At 59.3% G+C, this 14,789-nt stretch carries 11 protein-coding genes; 9 read left to right on the plus strand and 2 right to left on the minus strand.

Going from position 1 to position 14,789, the window contains the following annotated elements; genetic code table 11:
• Nucleotides 1-26: 26 nt before the first annotated feature.
• Together ACOFKT_RS04910 and ACOFKT_RS04915 are read right to left on the minus strand one after the other, a co-directional pair.
• Nucleotides 27-1,397: a glycosyltransferase family 4 protein gene (locus ACOFKT_RS04910; RefSeq protein WP_419806305.1), complete on the minus strand. Its 1,371-nt coding sequence runs from the start codon at nucleotides 1,395-1,397 to the stop codon at nucleotides 27-29.
• A 13-nt stretch (nucleotides 1,398-1,410) separates the two neighbouring features.
• On the minus strand, nucleotides 1,411-2,586 hold the full coding sequence (locus ACOFKT_RS04915) for a glycosyltransferase family 4 protein (RefSeq protein ID WP_419806306.1): 1,176 nt from the start codon (nucleotides 2,584-2,586) through the stop codon (nucleotides 1,411-1,413).
• Nucleotides 2,587-2,815: 229 nt separating this feature from the next.
• On the opposite strand from ACOFKT_RS04915, the gene ACOFKT_RS04920 reads away from it, so the two are divergent.
• The 9 genes from ACOFKT_RS04920 to ACOFKT_RS04960 all read left to right on the plus strand — a co-directional run bounded on the left by ACOFKT_RS04920 (nucleotide 2,816) and on the right by ACOFKT_RS04960 (nucleotide 14,788).
• On the plus strand, nucleotides 2,816-3,799 hold the full coding sequence (locus ACOFKT_RS04920) for a polysaccharide biosynthesis/export family protein (protein ID WP_419807109.1): 984 nt from the start codon (nucleotides 2,816-2,818) through the stop codon (nucleotides 3,797-3,799).
• A 99-nt stretch (nucleotides 3,800-3,898) separates the two neighbouring features.
• Nucleotides 3,899-6,121, plus strand: a complete 2,223-nt coding sequence (locus ACOFKT_RS04925; RefSeq protein WP_419806307.1) for a GumC family protein — start codon at nucleotides 3,899-3,901, stop codon at nucleotides 6,119-6,121.
• An 8-nt stretch (nucleotides 6,122-6,129) separates the two neighbouring features.
• The gene (locus ACOFKT_RS04930; RefSeq protein ID WP_419806308.1) at nucleotides 6,130-7,785 is read left to right on the plus strand and encodes a lipopolysaccharide biosynthesis protein; all 1,656 of its coding nucleotides are present in this window, start codon (nucleotides 6,130-6,132) and stop codon (nucleotides 7,783-7,785) included.
• Nucleotides 7,778-9,139, plus strand: a complete 1,362-nt coding sequence (locus tag ACOFKT_RS04935) for a hypothetical protein (RefSeq protein WP_419806309.1) — start codon at nucleotides 7,778-7,780, stop codon at nucleotides 9,137-9,139. Before ACOFKT_RS04930 ends, ACOFKT_RS04935 begins: the two co-directional genes overlap by 8 nt.
• On the plus strand, nucleotides 9,132-10,334 hold the full coding sequence (locus tag ACOFKT_RS04940; protein ID WP_419806310.1) for a glycosyltransferase: 1,203 nt from the start codon (nucleotides 9,132-9,134) through the stop codon (nucleotides 10,332-10,334). The genes ACOFKT_RS04935 and ACOFKT_RS04940 overlap by 8 nt, the downstream gene beginning before the upstream one ends.
• 80 nt (nucleotides 10,335-10,414) lie before the next feature.
• Complete coding sequence (locus ACOFKT_RS04945) at nucleotides 10,415-11,557, plus strand: glycosyltransferase (protein ID WP_419806311.1); 1,143 nt, start codon at nucleotides 10,415-10,417, stop codon at nucleotides 11,555-11,557.
• Nucleotides 11,554-12,144 (plus strand): WcaF family extracellular polysaccharide biosynthesis acetyltransferase, encoded by a 591-nt coding sequence (locus ACOFKT_RS04950; RefSeq protein ID WP_419806312.1) that lies wholly within the window; start codon nucleotides 11,554-11,556, stop codon nucleotides 12,142-12,144. Before ACOFKT_RS04945 ends, ACOFKT_RS04950 begins: the two co-directional genes overlap by 4 nt.
• Complete coding sequence (locus tag ACOFKT_RS04955) at nucleotides 12,141-13,385, plus strand: glycosyltransferase family 4 protein (protein ID WP_419806313.1); 1,245 nt, start codon at nucleotides 12,141-12,143, stop codon at nucleotides 13,383-13,385. Before ACOFKT_RS04950 ends, ACOFKT_RS04955 begins: the two co-directional genes overlap by 4 nt.
• Nucleotides 13,382-14,788, plus strand: a complete 1,407-nt coding sequence (locus tag ACOFKT_RS04960; RefSeq protein WP_419806314.1) for a glycosyltransferase family 4 protein — start codon at nucleotides 13,382-13,384, stop codon at nucleotides 14,786-14,788. Before ACOFKT_RS04955 ends, ACOFKT_RS04960 begins: the two co-directional genes overlap by 4 nt.
• Nucleotide 14,789 lies beyond the last annotated feature (1 nt).

Consider the following 14,789-nt stretch of genomic DNA (forward strand, 5'->3'; position numbering starts at 1 on the left):
GTCAGCACCGCGAATCGCATTGTTTGCTACGGATGCGTAGACTGCGCGGGCTCGTAAAGAGGCGCGCCAGCGCTGAGTTGCTGGGCTCTCTGAATCGCCTGAGCGCACCTGGTCCGGAACTTCGTCCAGGGAAACTGCTCCGCGCGCAGTCTCGCGTTGCGCCCCATCTCGGCCAGGTCCTCGCGATGCGTTAAAGCCCAGGTGATTCGGTCCGCCAGCAGATCGGGCCGGCGAGGCTCCACGATGAAGCCCTGCACTCCGTCTTCGATCAGGTCCGGTGCGGCCGTGTGGGTTGTCGACAGGACGGGCAGGCCGCACGCAATTGCTTCCAACAGGACTTGGCCGAAACCTTCTCCGACTGAAGGGAAGACGAACAGATCAGCAGTTTGATAAGCCAGAACGAGTTCTTCCGCACTCACCGACGGACGGATCGTGACCTGGTTTGCGAACGGGGCGAAGATTTGCAGATCGTCCACCACGCGCCCGCAGATTGTCAGGTGAACATCTTTTCCTGCCAGCAGCTTCAACGCTTCAAGAAGGTAGCTCAGGCCTTTGCGCTGGTTAATGCGGCCGACGAAGAGTAGCTGCAGGGTGGCGTCAGAAGCCGCCTTGACAGGAAGCGGCCGGAACCGCTGGAGATCGACTCCGTATGGAATGACGTCGATTGCGCCCGGGGACACGCCGTGATCGATCAGGCTTTGCCGCGTAAAGCTGGAGGCGACGAGGTAATGCGATGCGCTGTGTGATTCGTCCACGAGACGTTGAAAGTCTGCCGGCGGCAGCGCCAGTTCCCATTCCAAATTGAGGGATGCCGCGCACTCTGGATGTTCCGCGAGTTCCTGCTGCAGGATGTGGCGCATCGTCTCTGGATGAGGATGAAGCTGAAAGAGGATGGCGGGCTTGCGATATGCGCGGAACGCCTGATACCCGTAGTAGCTATAGCTGACCAGGCCAGTGCCCGTGCGACGGGCCAGATTGCCGGCGAATTGGCCCAGCCGTGCATCCGAAAGGCGGCGGATGGCGCGGCGGGTGGAAAACGGCAGAACGGATAAACGATCTGCGATGTGGGCGAGAAAACCGCTCATGGCTGTCTGCTGGATTCTGACCGCCGGCAAGCCAACCTGGCTGCGCTGGCGTAGCAACGTCTTTACCCGTTCCGGCAAGGTACGTTCCAGAAGTCTGGCCCAGGCCGCGTCCTGAGGCCAGAACAGGTCGGTCACGAATGCCTCCAGCATGCCGTGTTCTTGCAGTGCGAGCGCTAGCTGGTAATTGTCGCGAGCACCCCCGTGCACAACGACGACTCGTGTCGGTTCGTTCGCGGAAAGCGGTGGGGCCGCTGCCGGGGATGCATTGCGGCTAGTGGCGCTCGTGTGAATGGCTTCCTCTGGACTCGGCATCGTAGCAGGCACCTTATAGAAGAGCGGCAAAGTGGTCGTGCAGTTCCGACGCACAGCGCTCCCAGGTGAAAAGGCGCGCCCGCTGGCGGCCAGCTTCTGCATAGCGCTTCCGCGCGACGTCATCTTCCAGCATGCCACTTAACGCTGCCAAGTGTGCGGTCGACGATGCCGGGTCGGCAAGCAGGGCGGCATCGCCTGCAATTTCCGGGATGGAGGAACTGTTGCTGCCCAGAACTGCTCCACCGCACGCCATGGCTTCGACGATGGGCAAGCCGAACCCCTCATACCGTGACGGATACCAGACCACGGTGGCCGTTGCATACAGCGCATGCAGTGCTTCATCGGATACAAAGCCGAGCAAGCGGAAGCGCTCGCCGAAATTGCTCGTCTGTGAGGCGTAATGAGGGTCTGTGTGGTTCACGACTGCGACCACCAGATCAGGGAAGCGCTTCAGAAGCAAGGGAACAACGGCCAGAATGAGTTCGGCGTTTTTGCGGTAGTGCAGCCCGCCTGGGATAAGGACGAATGGGCGGTCTGCCAGGTGCTGCTGCTGAATGTAGGCGTTCCCCTCAGCGCTGACGGGGTCGAAGAAATGAGGCGTGACTCCGTTGTAGACGGTTCGTATGCGCGAGGCAATGCCAGGAAAGTGATGTGCAAGGCGCTCTGCCGAAAACTGCGAGACGGTGTGGAAGATATCTACCTTCCGCTCCAGTTTCTTGAAGAGTAATGCCCACTTAGATCGCGTTTTCCAATATGCAATATCTCGCCGATGTGCGTTTGCTTCAAAGTAGCTTGCATCGTGGGCCGTGACCACAAGCTTCGCCTTGTTAGCCGGAACATAGGACTCGCCCGTGCAATAGACAACTTCCGCATCAGGCCAGTAAGTTTCGGCCACGGGACGATCGGTAAGAAACCACCGGGCCTGCTGTTTGGAAGTGTCGCTGGCAAACGTGTGATAACGGAACTTTTGCCAAGGCTCTTTCACAAGTGGAAGGACCCGTTGTTTATCGTTCGCGTCCGCCAGCACGCGAAGCTCGATATCAGGCCTGTCCGCGAGGTGCTCAGTAATCTGCCGGGCCGTTCTACCGGCTCCCGTTGATCCATGAATGTTTCGCAAATGGACATACGCAAGCAGTTTGATCGCGTGAGGTGGTATGCCAAGCTGCGACACCTGCGACATTTCACTCATGGCAGCCCCCTCTCCAGCCTAGATGTGTAACACATAAGACAGTTCGCATTGCGCTCCAATGGTTCTCGCGACGGCCCAAGCCGCTCACAATTCTTGAATTATTGAGAGTCGAAAAACGCTGTCGCTTACTACCGTCAGCTAAGCACCCGTTCTGTCGTTTATCACCGTCAATTCAAGTACAAGACCCATCTAAAACTACAGGTGACCTCGTACAGAGAGCGATATGGCAATGCTGGATTTGGACAAGAAAAGGTTTTTTGCGCTACTGTTGCTGTTTGCTTTGCTGCGCTTGTCGTGTGTAGCGGAAGCTTTTGGGCAGGCGACTCTCCAGCGCCGGGAGGCTCCAAGCGCCGAGTACAGCCTCGGACCCGGAGACCAGGTCCGGATTATGGTCGCTGACGTCGACAATCTTCCAGACCGGCCCATCCGCATTGATCCTGTTGGTCAGATTGACCTTCCTCTGGTGGGAACTGTGCAAGCGGCCGGACTGACGCCTGAGCAGCTGCGAGCGGCTCTGCAGACGAAGTTCGCGAAGTATGTGACCGATCCACAGGTCACGGTAAACGTCGCTGAATATGAGAGCCGTCCCGTATCTGTCCTTGGCTCTGTCACGCATGCGGGCGTGTACCAGATGACCAGCCCCAAGCACCTGGTGGATGTGCTGTCGCTTGCCGGCGGAACCGCACCGGATGCGGGCGCTACCGTGGTGGTGACACGGCAAACCGACCGCGGATCTCTGTCCGTCGCTGGTTTGCAAACAGAGAAGAGCGGGTCGTCCAGCATCGTTCACATCTCTTTAAATGCACTCACCTCCGGCAGCCGCCCAAGCGACAACATTCTGATCCAGCCAGACGACGTGATCACCGTGCCGAAGGCTGAAGTCATTTACGTTCTGGGCAATGTACGCAGGGCAGGCGGCTTCTCCCTGGCCTCACACCCATCCATGACGGTGTTGCAAGCCGTCACCCTGGCAGAAGGCTTCACTCCCAATGCAGCCGCAAGCCATGCGCGCATTCTGCGCAAGGTTGAGGAAAACGCTCCTGCGAAGGAGATCAAGGTGGACGCAAGCCGGATTTTGGCCGGCAAGGAACCGGATCAGCCTCTCTTCGCCAACGACATTCTCTTTATTCCCAACAGCGCGTGGAAAGCTTCGTCGAAGCGTGCCCTCGAAGCGGCCATCGGGGTTTCAACGGCCGCAGCGATTTACCGCTAGGAACGACAACGGCAGAGCGGCGACGAGGATTTTATGGAATTACAAAAACACGAACGTTCAAGGGTCATCACTTCAGAACCGCGCAGGCCTCGTCCCGTTGTGGCTCAGGAGCCTGTTGCCGCGCCGGAGCAGGAGAGCGTGCTGGCGGAATACGGGTCCTTGCTGCGACGGCACCGGCTGACCATCTTTTTGTGCGCCATCGCGGGATTGATTCTGGCGCTTCTGAGTACGATCGCCTCGCGGCCGCTGTACCGCGCGCGCGCCTCGATCAACGTGCAAGGCATCAACGGCGACTTCATGAACATCCGTGAGGTATCGCGGGTCGGCATGGAAAGCAATGAAACGGCCCAGCAAACCCAGATCAAACTGCTCCAGAGCGATACGCTTTCTGCTCGTACGGTGGTATCTCTTCTGCGTGATCCGCACCCGGCGACGGTACAGAAGATGGACATGCTTTCACGCACGATGCGTGCGCTGCATCTGCCCGGCTCTGAGGCGATCCCCTACGCTACCGTCGTAGACGATGCGGCGCGAAGGGTCGAGATCAAGCCACTCGGCGTCACCCTGCTGGTGGAGTTGCGGTGTGAGTCATGGGACCCCACGGTGGCGCAGACCTTTTGCAACCGCCTGATCCGCGAGTACAAGGATGAGGACGTGGAGACCCGGTCGGATGAGGCGAAAAGTACCAGCGTCTGGTTAACACGTCAGCTCGCCGACATCAAGGCAAAGGCGACGGAGTCACAGCAGAAGCTGGCGGCCGCTGTCGACGGAAATGGGCTGATGCTGAGCCAGGACACCTCATCCACGGGTGAGGAAAGACTGCGCGAACTGCAAACGGAGCTGGTGCGTGCGCAAGCTGACCGCATGCAGAAGGAAGCCGAGGCGAATGTGGCGCGCACGGCCACCGCTGACACGCTTCCCAACGTCATGGACAACCCCATATATCGGCAGTACCAAACTCAAATTGCCGACCTGAAAAGCAAGCTAAGTGCCTCTCCCCTGACAGAGGCAAACCCGAAGATGATTCGTCTGCGTGCGCAGCTTGCGGATGCAGAACAGGGGCTTGCCGCTTCGCAGTCGACCAGTTCGGGCCGGCAAAACAATGAATTATCGGCGGCGCGCCATCGGGAACAGCTGCTGAAGGTTGCCTATGATGCGCAGCTGGCGACTGTGTCTACGGATTTGCAAAAGGCTTCGCAGGTCAGCCTGCTGCGGCGTGAGGTGGAATCGGAACAGCAGCTTTATCAAACAATGCTGCAGCGGGCAAAAGAAGCAGGCTTCGCTTCGGCAATGCAGGCGTCCACAATGCGAGTGGTTGATGCCGCAGCTCTTCCCATCGTGCCGATCTCGCCGCGCCCGGTGTTGAGCGGCATCGCAGGGTTGGTGCTGGGTGGTTTTGGCAGTGCAGCATTCTTCCTGTTCACTAACAGGGCGCGACGTATCCTTCGCACCCCGGGACAGGTTCCGCAGTTACTGGAGATTCAGGAGCTTGGAGTCATCCCGCGGGCTGTGTCCCCGACAGACAACGGGTTGTTTGCAAAAGCCAAGGGCTGGCCCGCCCGCCGATTCGGCTCGGGTCCTTCCACGAAGCCCGGACATGCCCTTGCCATGACAGGGTGGGGCGAGCGATTTTCCATCGTTGCGGAGGCTTATCGGAGCACGAGTTTCTCCATTCTGCTCGCGGACATGTCGCAGCGGTCGCACACCTATGTAATTACCAGTCCGGCTGATGGCGAAGGCAAGACGACCGTCGTGTCGAACATCGGCGTGGCTCTGAGCCGGTCGCGCATGCGCGTGCTGCTGATCGACGGAGATATGCGCAAGCCCCGGCTGCATCATTCGTTTGGAATTCGTGAGGACTTCGGTTTGCGCAACCTGTTGCGCGGTGAGTTGGACCTTGAAAAGGTGCCACTGCCGTTTTTCGTCAAGGAGACGGCAACGCCCAATCTGTGGATGATCCCCGCCGGCAGGGGCAGTGAAGACACCGTGCAACTGCTTCACTCCGAAAACATGCAGCGGCTGCTGACCCGTGTTGAGGGCGAATTCGACATCATCCTGATCGACACGCCACCGATGCTGCATATGACGGACGCCCGGATCTTGGGAGGTCGGAGCGACGGAGGCATTCTGGTCTTCCGCGCGGGTGCGACGACTTTGGAGCAAGCGCAGGCAGCTCGCGATCTGCTGGACCGCGACGGCATTCCGCTCGTCGGCGCTGTGCTGAACGACTTTGCTCCGGAGCGGGAAGGCCTCTCCAACTACTACTCTTCGTACACGCGCTATCAGACCGAGGACGCCGCATCGGAGACGACGCTGGCATGAGTTCTTGTGTGTCGTTGGAGGAGGTGCCGCTTGTGACAGTGCCGGCGGACAGCTTGATCGCGACGGAGGCGGCGGCGCTGGACCTGGAAGGCGGCGCGCCCGTTGTTCCCGTCGTCTCGACCGGCCTTTCTTCTGAGACGAAGGGCCATCTGGTCAGTGGCACGGCTGCACTGGCGACCGGCGTCATGCTGGAACGCGGTGCCGGGTTTCTCGCCAATATCCTTGCGGCACGCCTGGGCGGTGCGCCGGTCTTCGGGGCGTATTCGCTCGCGATCTCCACGGCCAACAACATTTCCACGTATGCCGCGGGCGGGATTGGTGCAACGGCAACGCGGTTTTCCGGCAAGTACCCCTACGGCTCAGGATCGTATGCGGTCCTGGCAAGGGTGCTGGCGGTGGTTTCGCTTGCGTCTGCGCTGATGGCTGGAGCGGCCCTGTGGTTTGGGGCTGGTCCGATCGCTCACCTTCTGGGCAAAGACTCCCTGACCTCTCTTCTGCGATGGGCTTCTATTTCAGCGGTAGGCATCATCGTGCTGGAATGCGCTCGTGGCTTCTTTGTCGGTCAGCGCCGCATCGCGGCATTGCTGCTGCTGTCAGTGTTTGTGGGCGGGGGCATGCTGCTCTTCCTGCCCTGGGCGGCTGCCGCGCATAACCCGTCGCGGATGATCCTGGCGCAGGGCTGCGTAACCGGTGGTGCCGTCCTGTTGTGCCTGCTCTTTGCGAGCAAGCTGCGCCTGAAAGACAGGGAAGTGCAGCGGTACAGGTTTGCCCCGATGTTGCGCGAGGTTTGGGGCTTCGGCTTTGTTCAGCTTGCCGGTCTGGTCGGTTCCAACCTTGCGGGCTGGTGGCTGACAACGCTCATCGCACGGTCGGACACAACGCTGGTGCAGATGAGCTTCTTTGCCATTGCAAGCCAGTTGCGTAACCTGGCCGGCATTGCGCCAGGTTTGATGACCGAAGGCAGCTATGCCGTAATGGCATCGCCTGACGACGCGGATGCGAGAACGCCGCACCGAGTGATGGCGTTGTGCAGTTTTGCCTCGCTCTCTGTCGCTTTGGTACTTGGCTGTGCGGGCATGGCAATCGCTCCCTGGCTGCTGCAGCTTCTGTATGGAGCAACATACCGGGCCGCCGGGCTGACAGCAGCCATGGCTTTAGCCGTTGCTGTGGTTCACATGGGTAATGCACCCGCGGCGGCGCGGCTGACGATTGTTTCCGTGCGCACGACCGGCGCGATCAACACTGGCTGGGCAATCTTTGTTGCCGTGGCCGGCACGCTGTTACTGCTGCACGGTGGCGCTGCCTGGCAAGGTATGGCGATCCTGCTGGCGGCGCATCTGCTGTCCTCCACGCTTGTGCTTTCCGCACTGCATCGTCGTGACCAGCTGCCAGAGGGTATGGCGCTGGTGTACGGCGTTGGCGCGCTCGCGAGTGTGGTGCTGGCGTCGCTCGCTCTGCTGCGAGCCAGCCATCCGGGTAAAGAGGGGCTGCTTACGCTGGCAATGTTGCTGGTTGCGGCAGGCACGTCGGCTGCACTGTTTCTGCTTGGGCGGCGGTATCGCTGGCTTCCTTCCAAGCAATCCTTGCAAGCACTGGTGGCGAAGTTGCGGTCTCGCGCGAGTGGGCTGGGGAAAGGCTCAGTTGTGGGAGGAAGCCATGTTTGAGTTCCTCCTGGTCGTCGTAGTCGTGGCAGCCATCGGCGGCATGTTGCTGGCGTTCGACAGCAGCCGCGATGTCTTCCATCCCATCATGTATTTGGCTCCCATGCTGCTGCTGGTGTATGCGTGGATGCCTTTTCAGCTTTTGCGGGAAGACGGTCTGGAACGATTCTTCGACAAAGGCGAACTGGTCCATGTTCAGCTGCTAAATGCCCTGGGTGTCATCGCGTTCGTCGCGTGCTGCGTTCTGCCAGGGCTCTCCGTCCGCCGCTTCCGGCCGGGACAGCCTTTGGCATTCAGCCGGCGCGTCATGAACCGGCTGCTGCTCGCATCCTTTGTGCTCGGCACAGTCGGCCTCGCGTGCTGGATGGTGACAATCATCAACGTGGGCGGCATCGTCAATGCATTCAGCACGGCGTACGCCGGGGGTTATGACGATAGCGGCTACGTTCGCGATGGCGCCATGCTCCTGCTGGTCGGAGTTCTGCTTGCGGTAACAGTGCTCGCCGCCAAGGGGCCAAAGCTCGCGTCCTGGATTGCAATCGCCGCATTCGGCGTGCCTTGGATGTGCAGTGCGGTGCTCATGGGACGGCGCGGTCCAACCTTCGGCTTCACGGTCGTTGTAATGATGGGCTGGTTCTTTGCCCGCGGAAAACGGCCGCCGGTGCTGATCACCGCGGTCAGTGGGCTTCTACTTGGTTGGCTTGTGCTGTTCCTAGTAACGAACCGGCAAAGTATCTATCTCGGGTCCGACTTCGATGTGAAGACAGACGTGGGGGAGATAGTCGATAAGCCGCAAACCGGCAACGAGTTCATTTACGGCACCGGTACTGTTCTAAGTTCGGAGCGCCGGGATCATTACTTCTGGATGCGGCGGTATCTCGCGCAGCTTCTCGTCAGGCCCATTCCTACGGCAGTCTGGCCGACGAAGTACGCGGATTTCGGTGTGCCGGAGCTCTTGCACAACGCCGGAACCGGCGAAGGTTTTGGCGACACCCTGGGGTGGGAAGGCGCGCCTGGATCCGCTCCAGGCATCATCGCCGATCTTTGGTTGGAAGTCTGGTGGTTCGCGATCCCGTTCATGGGCGTTCTCGGCTGGTGCTATGGGGCGGTGTGGCGGAAGGCCGTGCTGGCTGGCGGACCCTGGACCTCGATTTACGTCATCCTTGCTGCGCTTTCCATTTACCTGGTCATGCAAACCATGGAGGCCGTGATTTTCCGCACGCTTGAGTTGGGTGTGCCCTGCTGGCTGGCGTGGAAGTGGGCACAGCGGCCCGCAGTGAGACGCAGGAGCCGTCGCCGTATCGCGCGGCGATTTGCCTGGAATACAGAAACCGTGGAGGCGCGCCAGCATGCCTGAAAACCGTTCCTCTAAAAAGCCCTGTGTGTTGGCCGTGATCTGGATCGATTGGTACGCGTACCATGTGGCACGTTTCCGCGGTCTTTTATCTGCACCCGGACTGGCGGGGCAAACCGCCGGAATCGAGTTGGTGGGCGGAGTTGGCGTCCATGCGGGCCTGAAATTCCGTCAGCCGCTACCCGCGGACCTGCCTGTCGACACGCTGCTGCCGGAGGGTGACTGGCAGAGCGCGAACAAGTGGGCGCTCGCCTGGGCAGTTTGGAAAAAGCTAAGTGCTCTGCAGCCACAGGCGGTGTTGGTACCCGGCTACTACACGCTTCCCGCAATCGCGGCGGCGCTGTGGGCCAGGCTGCATCGGCGGACGAGCGTGTTGATGACGGAGAGCGCCAGCTATGACCACGTGCGCGTTGCCACAAAAGAGTGGGCGAAAGGTGCGTTGCTGCGCGTCCTATTCCAATGGGCGGTCGCTGGCGGCAAGGATCACGTGACCTACCTTCGCAGCTTGCGTTTTCCCGAAGATCGCATTGCAGGCTTCTACGATGTGGTGGACAACCGCATGTACGAAGAAGGTGTAAGCCGCCTGCGCGCGGAAGCATCAAAGGCTTCGGCAACCACACCGGACGCCTTCCTGTTTGTTGGCCGCCTTTCGCCGGAAAAGAATGTGCAGGGCTTGTTGCAGGCCTGGACGGCTTACCGCGCCAAGGGAGGGACGTGGTCGCTGGTGCTGGCAGGAGACGGTCCGGAGAGAACGGTACTGCAGCAGCTCGCAAAGGACTCCGGTTACGAGTCAGACGTCGTCATCACGGGGTTGAAGTCCTCAGAAGAGCTGTTGCCTTACTTCGCGTCAGCTTCTTGCTTTGTTTTGCCGAGTACGCGCGAGCCGTGGGGCTTGGTGGTAAACGAGGCGATGGCAAGCGGTCTTCCCGTTCTTGTTTCCAATCGCTGCGGGTGCGCTCATGACCTGGTGCACGCAGGCTTGAACGGCTTTGTATTCGATCCACACGTAGCGGATGAGCTCACAGCCTGCATGCAACGCATGGAAGCACTCGGTGCCGAAGCCAGGTCGAATATGGGCGCATATAGCCGGCAAGTGATTCAGGCCTACTCCCCGGAAGCATTCGGAAGGGAAGTCGCGCGCATCGTTGCAACGACTTCGGCCATGGGCAGCTTGGATCTAGCGAGGCAGGTCCCATGATCGGCCTACTCGAACCGGAACTTCAAATGCAAGCCATTCCCAGACTGTCCACAGGGCGATGGATGCAGGTGTTATCACATATGCAGCCGAAATACGGTGGCATCAGCACAGTAGTGCCTTCGCTCGTGCATGCTTTAAATGCGCAAGAAGTGGATACGAGCGTCGATGCGTTCTGCGCACCTGGAGAAGAGTTCCGACCGTCGGGACTCGATCCAAACGGCATTCATTTCTGGCCAATCAGCAGGGTTGGTTGGCTGCGTGACGCCGCGGTGCGAACACGCTTCGCAACCGAGGTTCGCCATTGCGACGGCGTCCACATCCACGGCCTTTGGGATGTAACGTCCGCGGCAGCATCCCGCGCCGCCCTGCAATGGCATAAGCCTTACGTGCTCTCGTGCCATGGCATGTTAGAACCGTGGGCGCTGCATCATGGAAAGCTGAAGAAGCGCATTTACTCCGCTTTGATTGAGCGCGACGTAGTTCGCAAAGCACGGTGCTTGCACGCCCTGACGCAGGCCGAGGCGATTCAGTGTCGTGACTTCGGAGGCACAAACACTCCGGCGGTTGTCATTCCGAATGGTGTGTCCGTTCCAGACGAACTCTCGCCGGAGCTGTTCCTGAGCAGGTATCCGGAGCTGCGCGGCCGGCGCATTGTTCTCTTCCTGGCAAGGCTCCACGTGAAGAAAGGTATCGACCTGCTCGTTCGCGCCTGGGGCGACGTTGTCGCAAAGGCGCCGGATGCGGTGCTGGTCGTTGCGGGACCGGACGCAGATGGCTTCGGCGCGGCTCTGCAAGAAGATGCCGCGTCACGAGGCGTTCAGGACAGCATTGCCTTCACTGGCATGCTTTCTGGAGAGAACAAATGGAGCGCAATCGCTGCAGCAGAGTGCATGGTCCTTCCTTCTCACTCGGAAGGTCTGAGCATGAGCGTGCTGGAGGCCATGGGAGCTGGTGTTCCCGTTCTGGTTACCCCTCAATGCAACATGCCTTGGGTGCCCCAGATCGGAGCGGGTTGGTTGATGGAGCCCGCGACGGGCGCAATCAGCGATGCCCTGATCGAAATCCTTAGCCGAGGCAAGCAGGCGAACGCTGCGACTGGGGCGGTTGGCCGCGAGTTCATTCGGCAGAACTACAGCTGGTCTTCCGTGGCGGAGCGCATTGCCGAGGTCTACCGGTGGTGTTTGGGTGATAACGAACCCACGTTGAGCGAGGTAGTGCGATGACGCCTCGTCCGACAGCACGACTCAAAACTTACGACAATTCCTGGTACAGGCCAGGTCCTTTTTGGAAGCGGACGGCGTGGTTTTTTCTGGGCCAGCCACTTGTCGCCTCAGGCTGGTTGCCATGGTCCGGAATGCGGGTTTTTCTGCTGCGGGCCTTCGGCTCCACCATCGGTGATGGTGTCGTTATCAAGCCTGGTGTTCGCGTAAAACATCCGTGGTTTTTCACCGTCGGCAATGATTGCTGGATCGGGGAAGACTGCTGGATCGACAACCTGACTGAGGTTCGGTTGGGAAATGACGTTTGCTTGTCGCAAGGAGCCTACTTGTGCACGGGCAATCACAACTGGAGCGATCCCGCCTTCGGACTGATCGTCAGGCCGATCGAGTGCATGGACGGATCGTGGGCCGCTGCCAGATCTTTGCTTTTACCGGGAACAGTATTGGGCCGCGGCGCCATCGCTGCCGCAGGTTCTGTTGTGAACGGTGTTGTTCCAGATTTCCAAATCTACGCTGGAAATCCTGCCTCGTACCTTCGTGAACGCGTGATTGCGGAAACAACCGCAACACCAGAAAGGACGCTCGCGTGAAAATCGTTTTGCTGAATCAATTCTTCTGGCCGGACTCTGCTGCGACAAGTCAACAAATGAGTGACTTGACCACGACACTCGCTGCACGTGGTCATGAAGTTCACGTCATCTGCAGCAAGGGTGGCTATGCCAAGGCTGCTTCTACTGCACCTCCGCCCGCAACGATTCACCGGGTGAGCGGGTTGCCGTTCGTTCGGGGGAAGATCGGCCGAGTGCTCTCCTACTTGTCGTTTTACCCGTTTGCGCTGGTGCGTGCACTTACCCTGCCAAGGTTTGACATGGTGGTTTCGCTCACCACGCCACCACTCGTATCCCTGGTTGGTACTGCGGTGAAGGTGTTCCGCGGTTCCAGGCACTTCATCTGGGAACAGGACATTTATCCCGATGTTGCGTTGAACTTGGGGTACATCAAGCCGCGCGGTGTTATCGACCGGACGGTAGGCTGGCTCGCGGACACTTCACGCAAACATGCAGATGGCATACTTTCGCTCGGTAAGTGCATGACGCACCGTCTGGTTCGTCGTGGTATTCCGGCGACCCACATGCACCTGACGGAAAACTGGTCCAACGGAGACCAGATCCATCCGCTGCCGCGTCCCGGAAATCCGGACGAACTGACATTGCTCTACTCGGGCAATCTCGGTCTGGCTCACGACGTCCGGACCTTCGCTCTCGCCGCCTTGGAACTGAAAGACGATCCACGATTCCGCTTTATCTTTGTCGGCAGTGGAAGCCGCAGGGAAGAGCTGAGACAGTTCGTCAAGGCTTACGGACTTGAATCGGTAGAAGAGCGTGGATACGTGCCGCGCGACCAGTTGAACGAGGGGCTCGCAGTTGGAGATATCGGTCTCGTATTGCAGCAGGACTCATGCTCAGGCCTGGTCGTGCCAAGCAAGGTGTACGGGATCATGGCATCCGGTCGGCCAATCCTTTTTGTAGGTCCTGCGGATGCCACGCCAGCACTCCACATCCGGGAACACCAATGCGGGTGGCAGGTGGACAACGGAGACCATGCGGGTCTTAGCCGCCTACTTCAATATCTTGCCGACCACAAAGACGAGGTGCATGCCGCAGGCGCGCGTGCCCGCCAGGCTTTGATGGAACATTACGATCTTCCAGTTGGGACGGCTCGCATTGCGTCTGTTCTTGAAGGTCAACCGGTGCACGCGGTACAAACCGTCATGCACCTCCACTCCAACTCGCCATTAGGGGCAAAGCTACCTAAAGGGAGCGCAACATGATTATTGCAGGGCTTGTCTTCTCCTCGTTTCTCGCATGTCTGGTTCTTACGCCCGTAATCCGTAATCTGTTCCTAAGATTCGGACTCGTCGACTTACCAGACGACATACGCAAACTACACGCGCGTCCTACGCCACGTTCGGGCGGTATCGCGATTGTGTTGGCCTGCGCCGTCTCTTTGGGCTGCGGTTACCTGCTGTTGCCGGCAGGCGCAGTAATTTACATCCAGCATCGCGTACTGCTCACGGCAGTTCTGCCGGCCACGCTTCTGATGTTTGCGGTAGGCGTGGCAGACGACTTAGCTGACCTGCGGCCACGCTTCAAATTGTTAGGGCAGTGCGCGGCTGCGGTGTGTGCGGTACTGCTTGGAGCGCACCTGACACTACCCCACGCGCCTGTCTGGCTGAGCGCGATCATCAGCGTGGTCTGGTTGTTGGCGTGTACCAATGCCGTGAACCTGATTGACGGAATGGATGGTCTTGCCTCGGGCGTAAGCCTGCTTGCCGCTGTTACAACCCTGGCAGTCGCTGTACTGCACCATAACTTCGGCCTGATGCTCGCCACTGCGCCGCTCGTTGGTGCACTTTTCGGATTCCTGCGGTACAACTTTGCGCCTGCATCCGTCTTCCTTGGAGATGCTGGCAGCTTAACCATCGGGTTTGTTCTTGGTTGCTTAGGCATGGTTTGGACGAGTCACAGCGACGGCCTTGGCCTGCTTGGTCCTCTTCTGGCCCTTGCGCTTCCGCTCATTGATGTAACACTCGCGATCAGTCGTCGCTACCTACGGCGTGTGCCCATTTTCAAAGCGGACCGCGGTCACATTCACCATCGCGTATTAGCACTAGGCTTTTCCACGAAACACGCCACGCTGATTCTGTATGGTTGCTGTTTGATCTTCGCCGCGCTTGCCTTGCTCCAGAGCTTCGGCAAGCGAGAATACGACATTGTGGTAGTCGTTTTCTTCATCATCTTTATCCTCCTTGGTGTCCGCCGCTTAGAATACGTCGAGTTCCGCGCAGTCCGTCACGTGCTTCGCAACGGCGCCCTTCGCAACATCGTTGCGGACGAGATCAATGTGCAGGAGCTTCAACATGAACTGCTGGCAGCATCCACGGCGGAGGGCTGCTGGAAGGCACTAAGTCGCGTGTGCGAAGACCCGCATATCAGCCAGGTCACGTTACATATCGCGGGACTGGAGTTCAAATACAGAAATGCACTTCTAAACGGGGTGCCCACCTATTCGGTCCATTTGCCAATCGGCGAGGACAACAGTCTTACTTTGTCCGGGTCGATTCACAACACGCCGCGATCCATGACAACTCGTTTGTATCAATTGCATGCGGCGTTGACAGAGAAGGTCCTGTCTTTGGAGACAGGACCACACATTGTGAAGAAAGCGGCGTAGT

The organism is Terriglobus sp. (genome assembly GCF_965201105.1).
Lineage (GTDB): Bacteria > Acidobacteriota > Terriglobia > Terriglobales > Acidobacteriaceae > Terriglobus.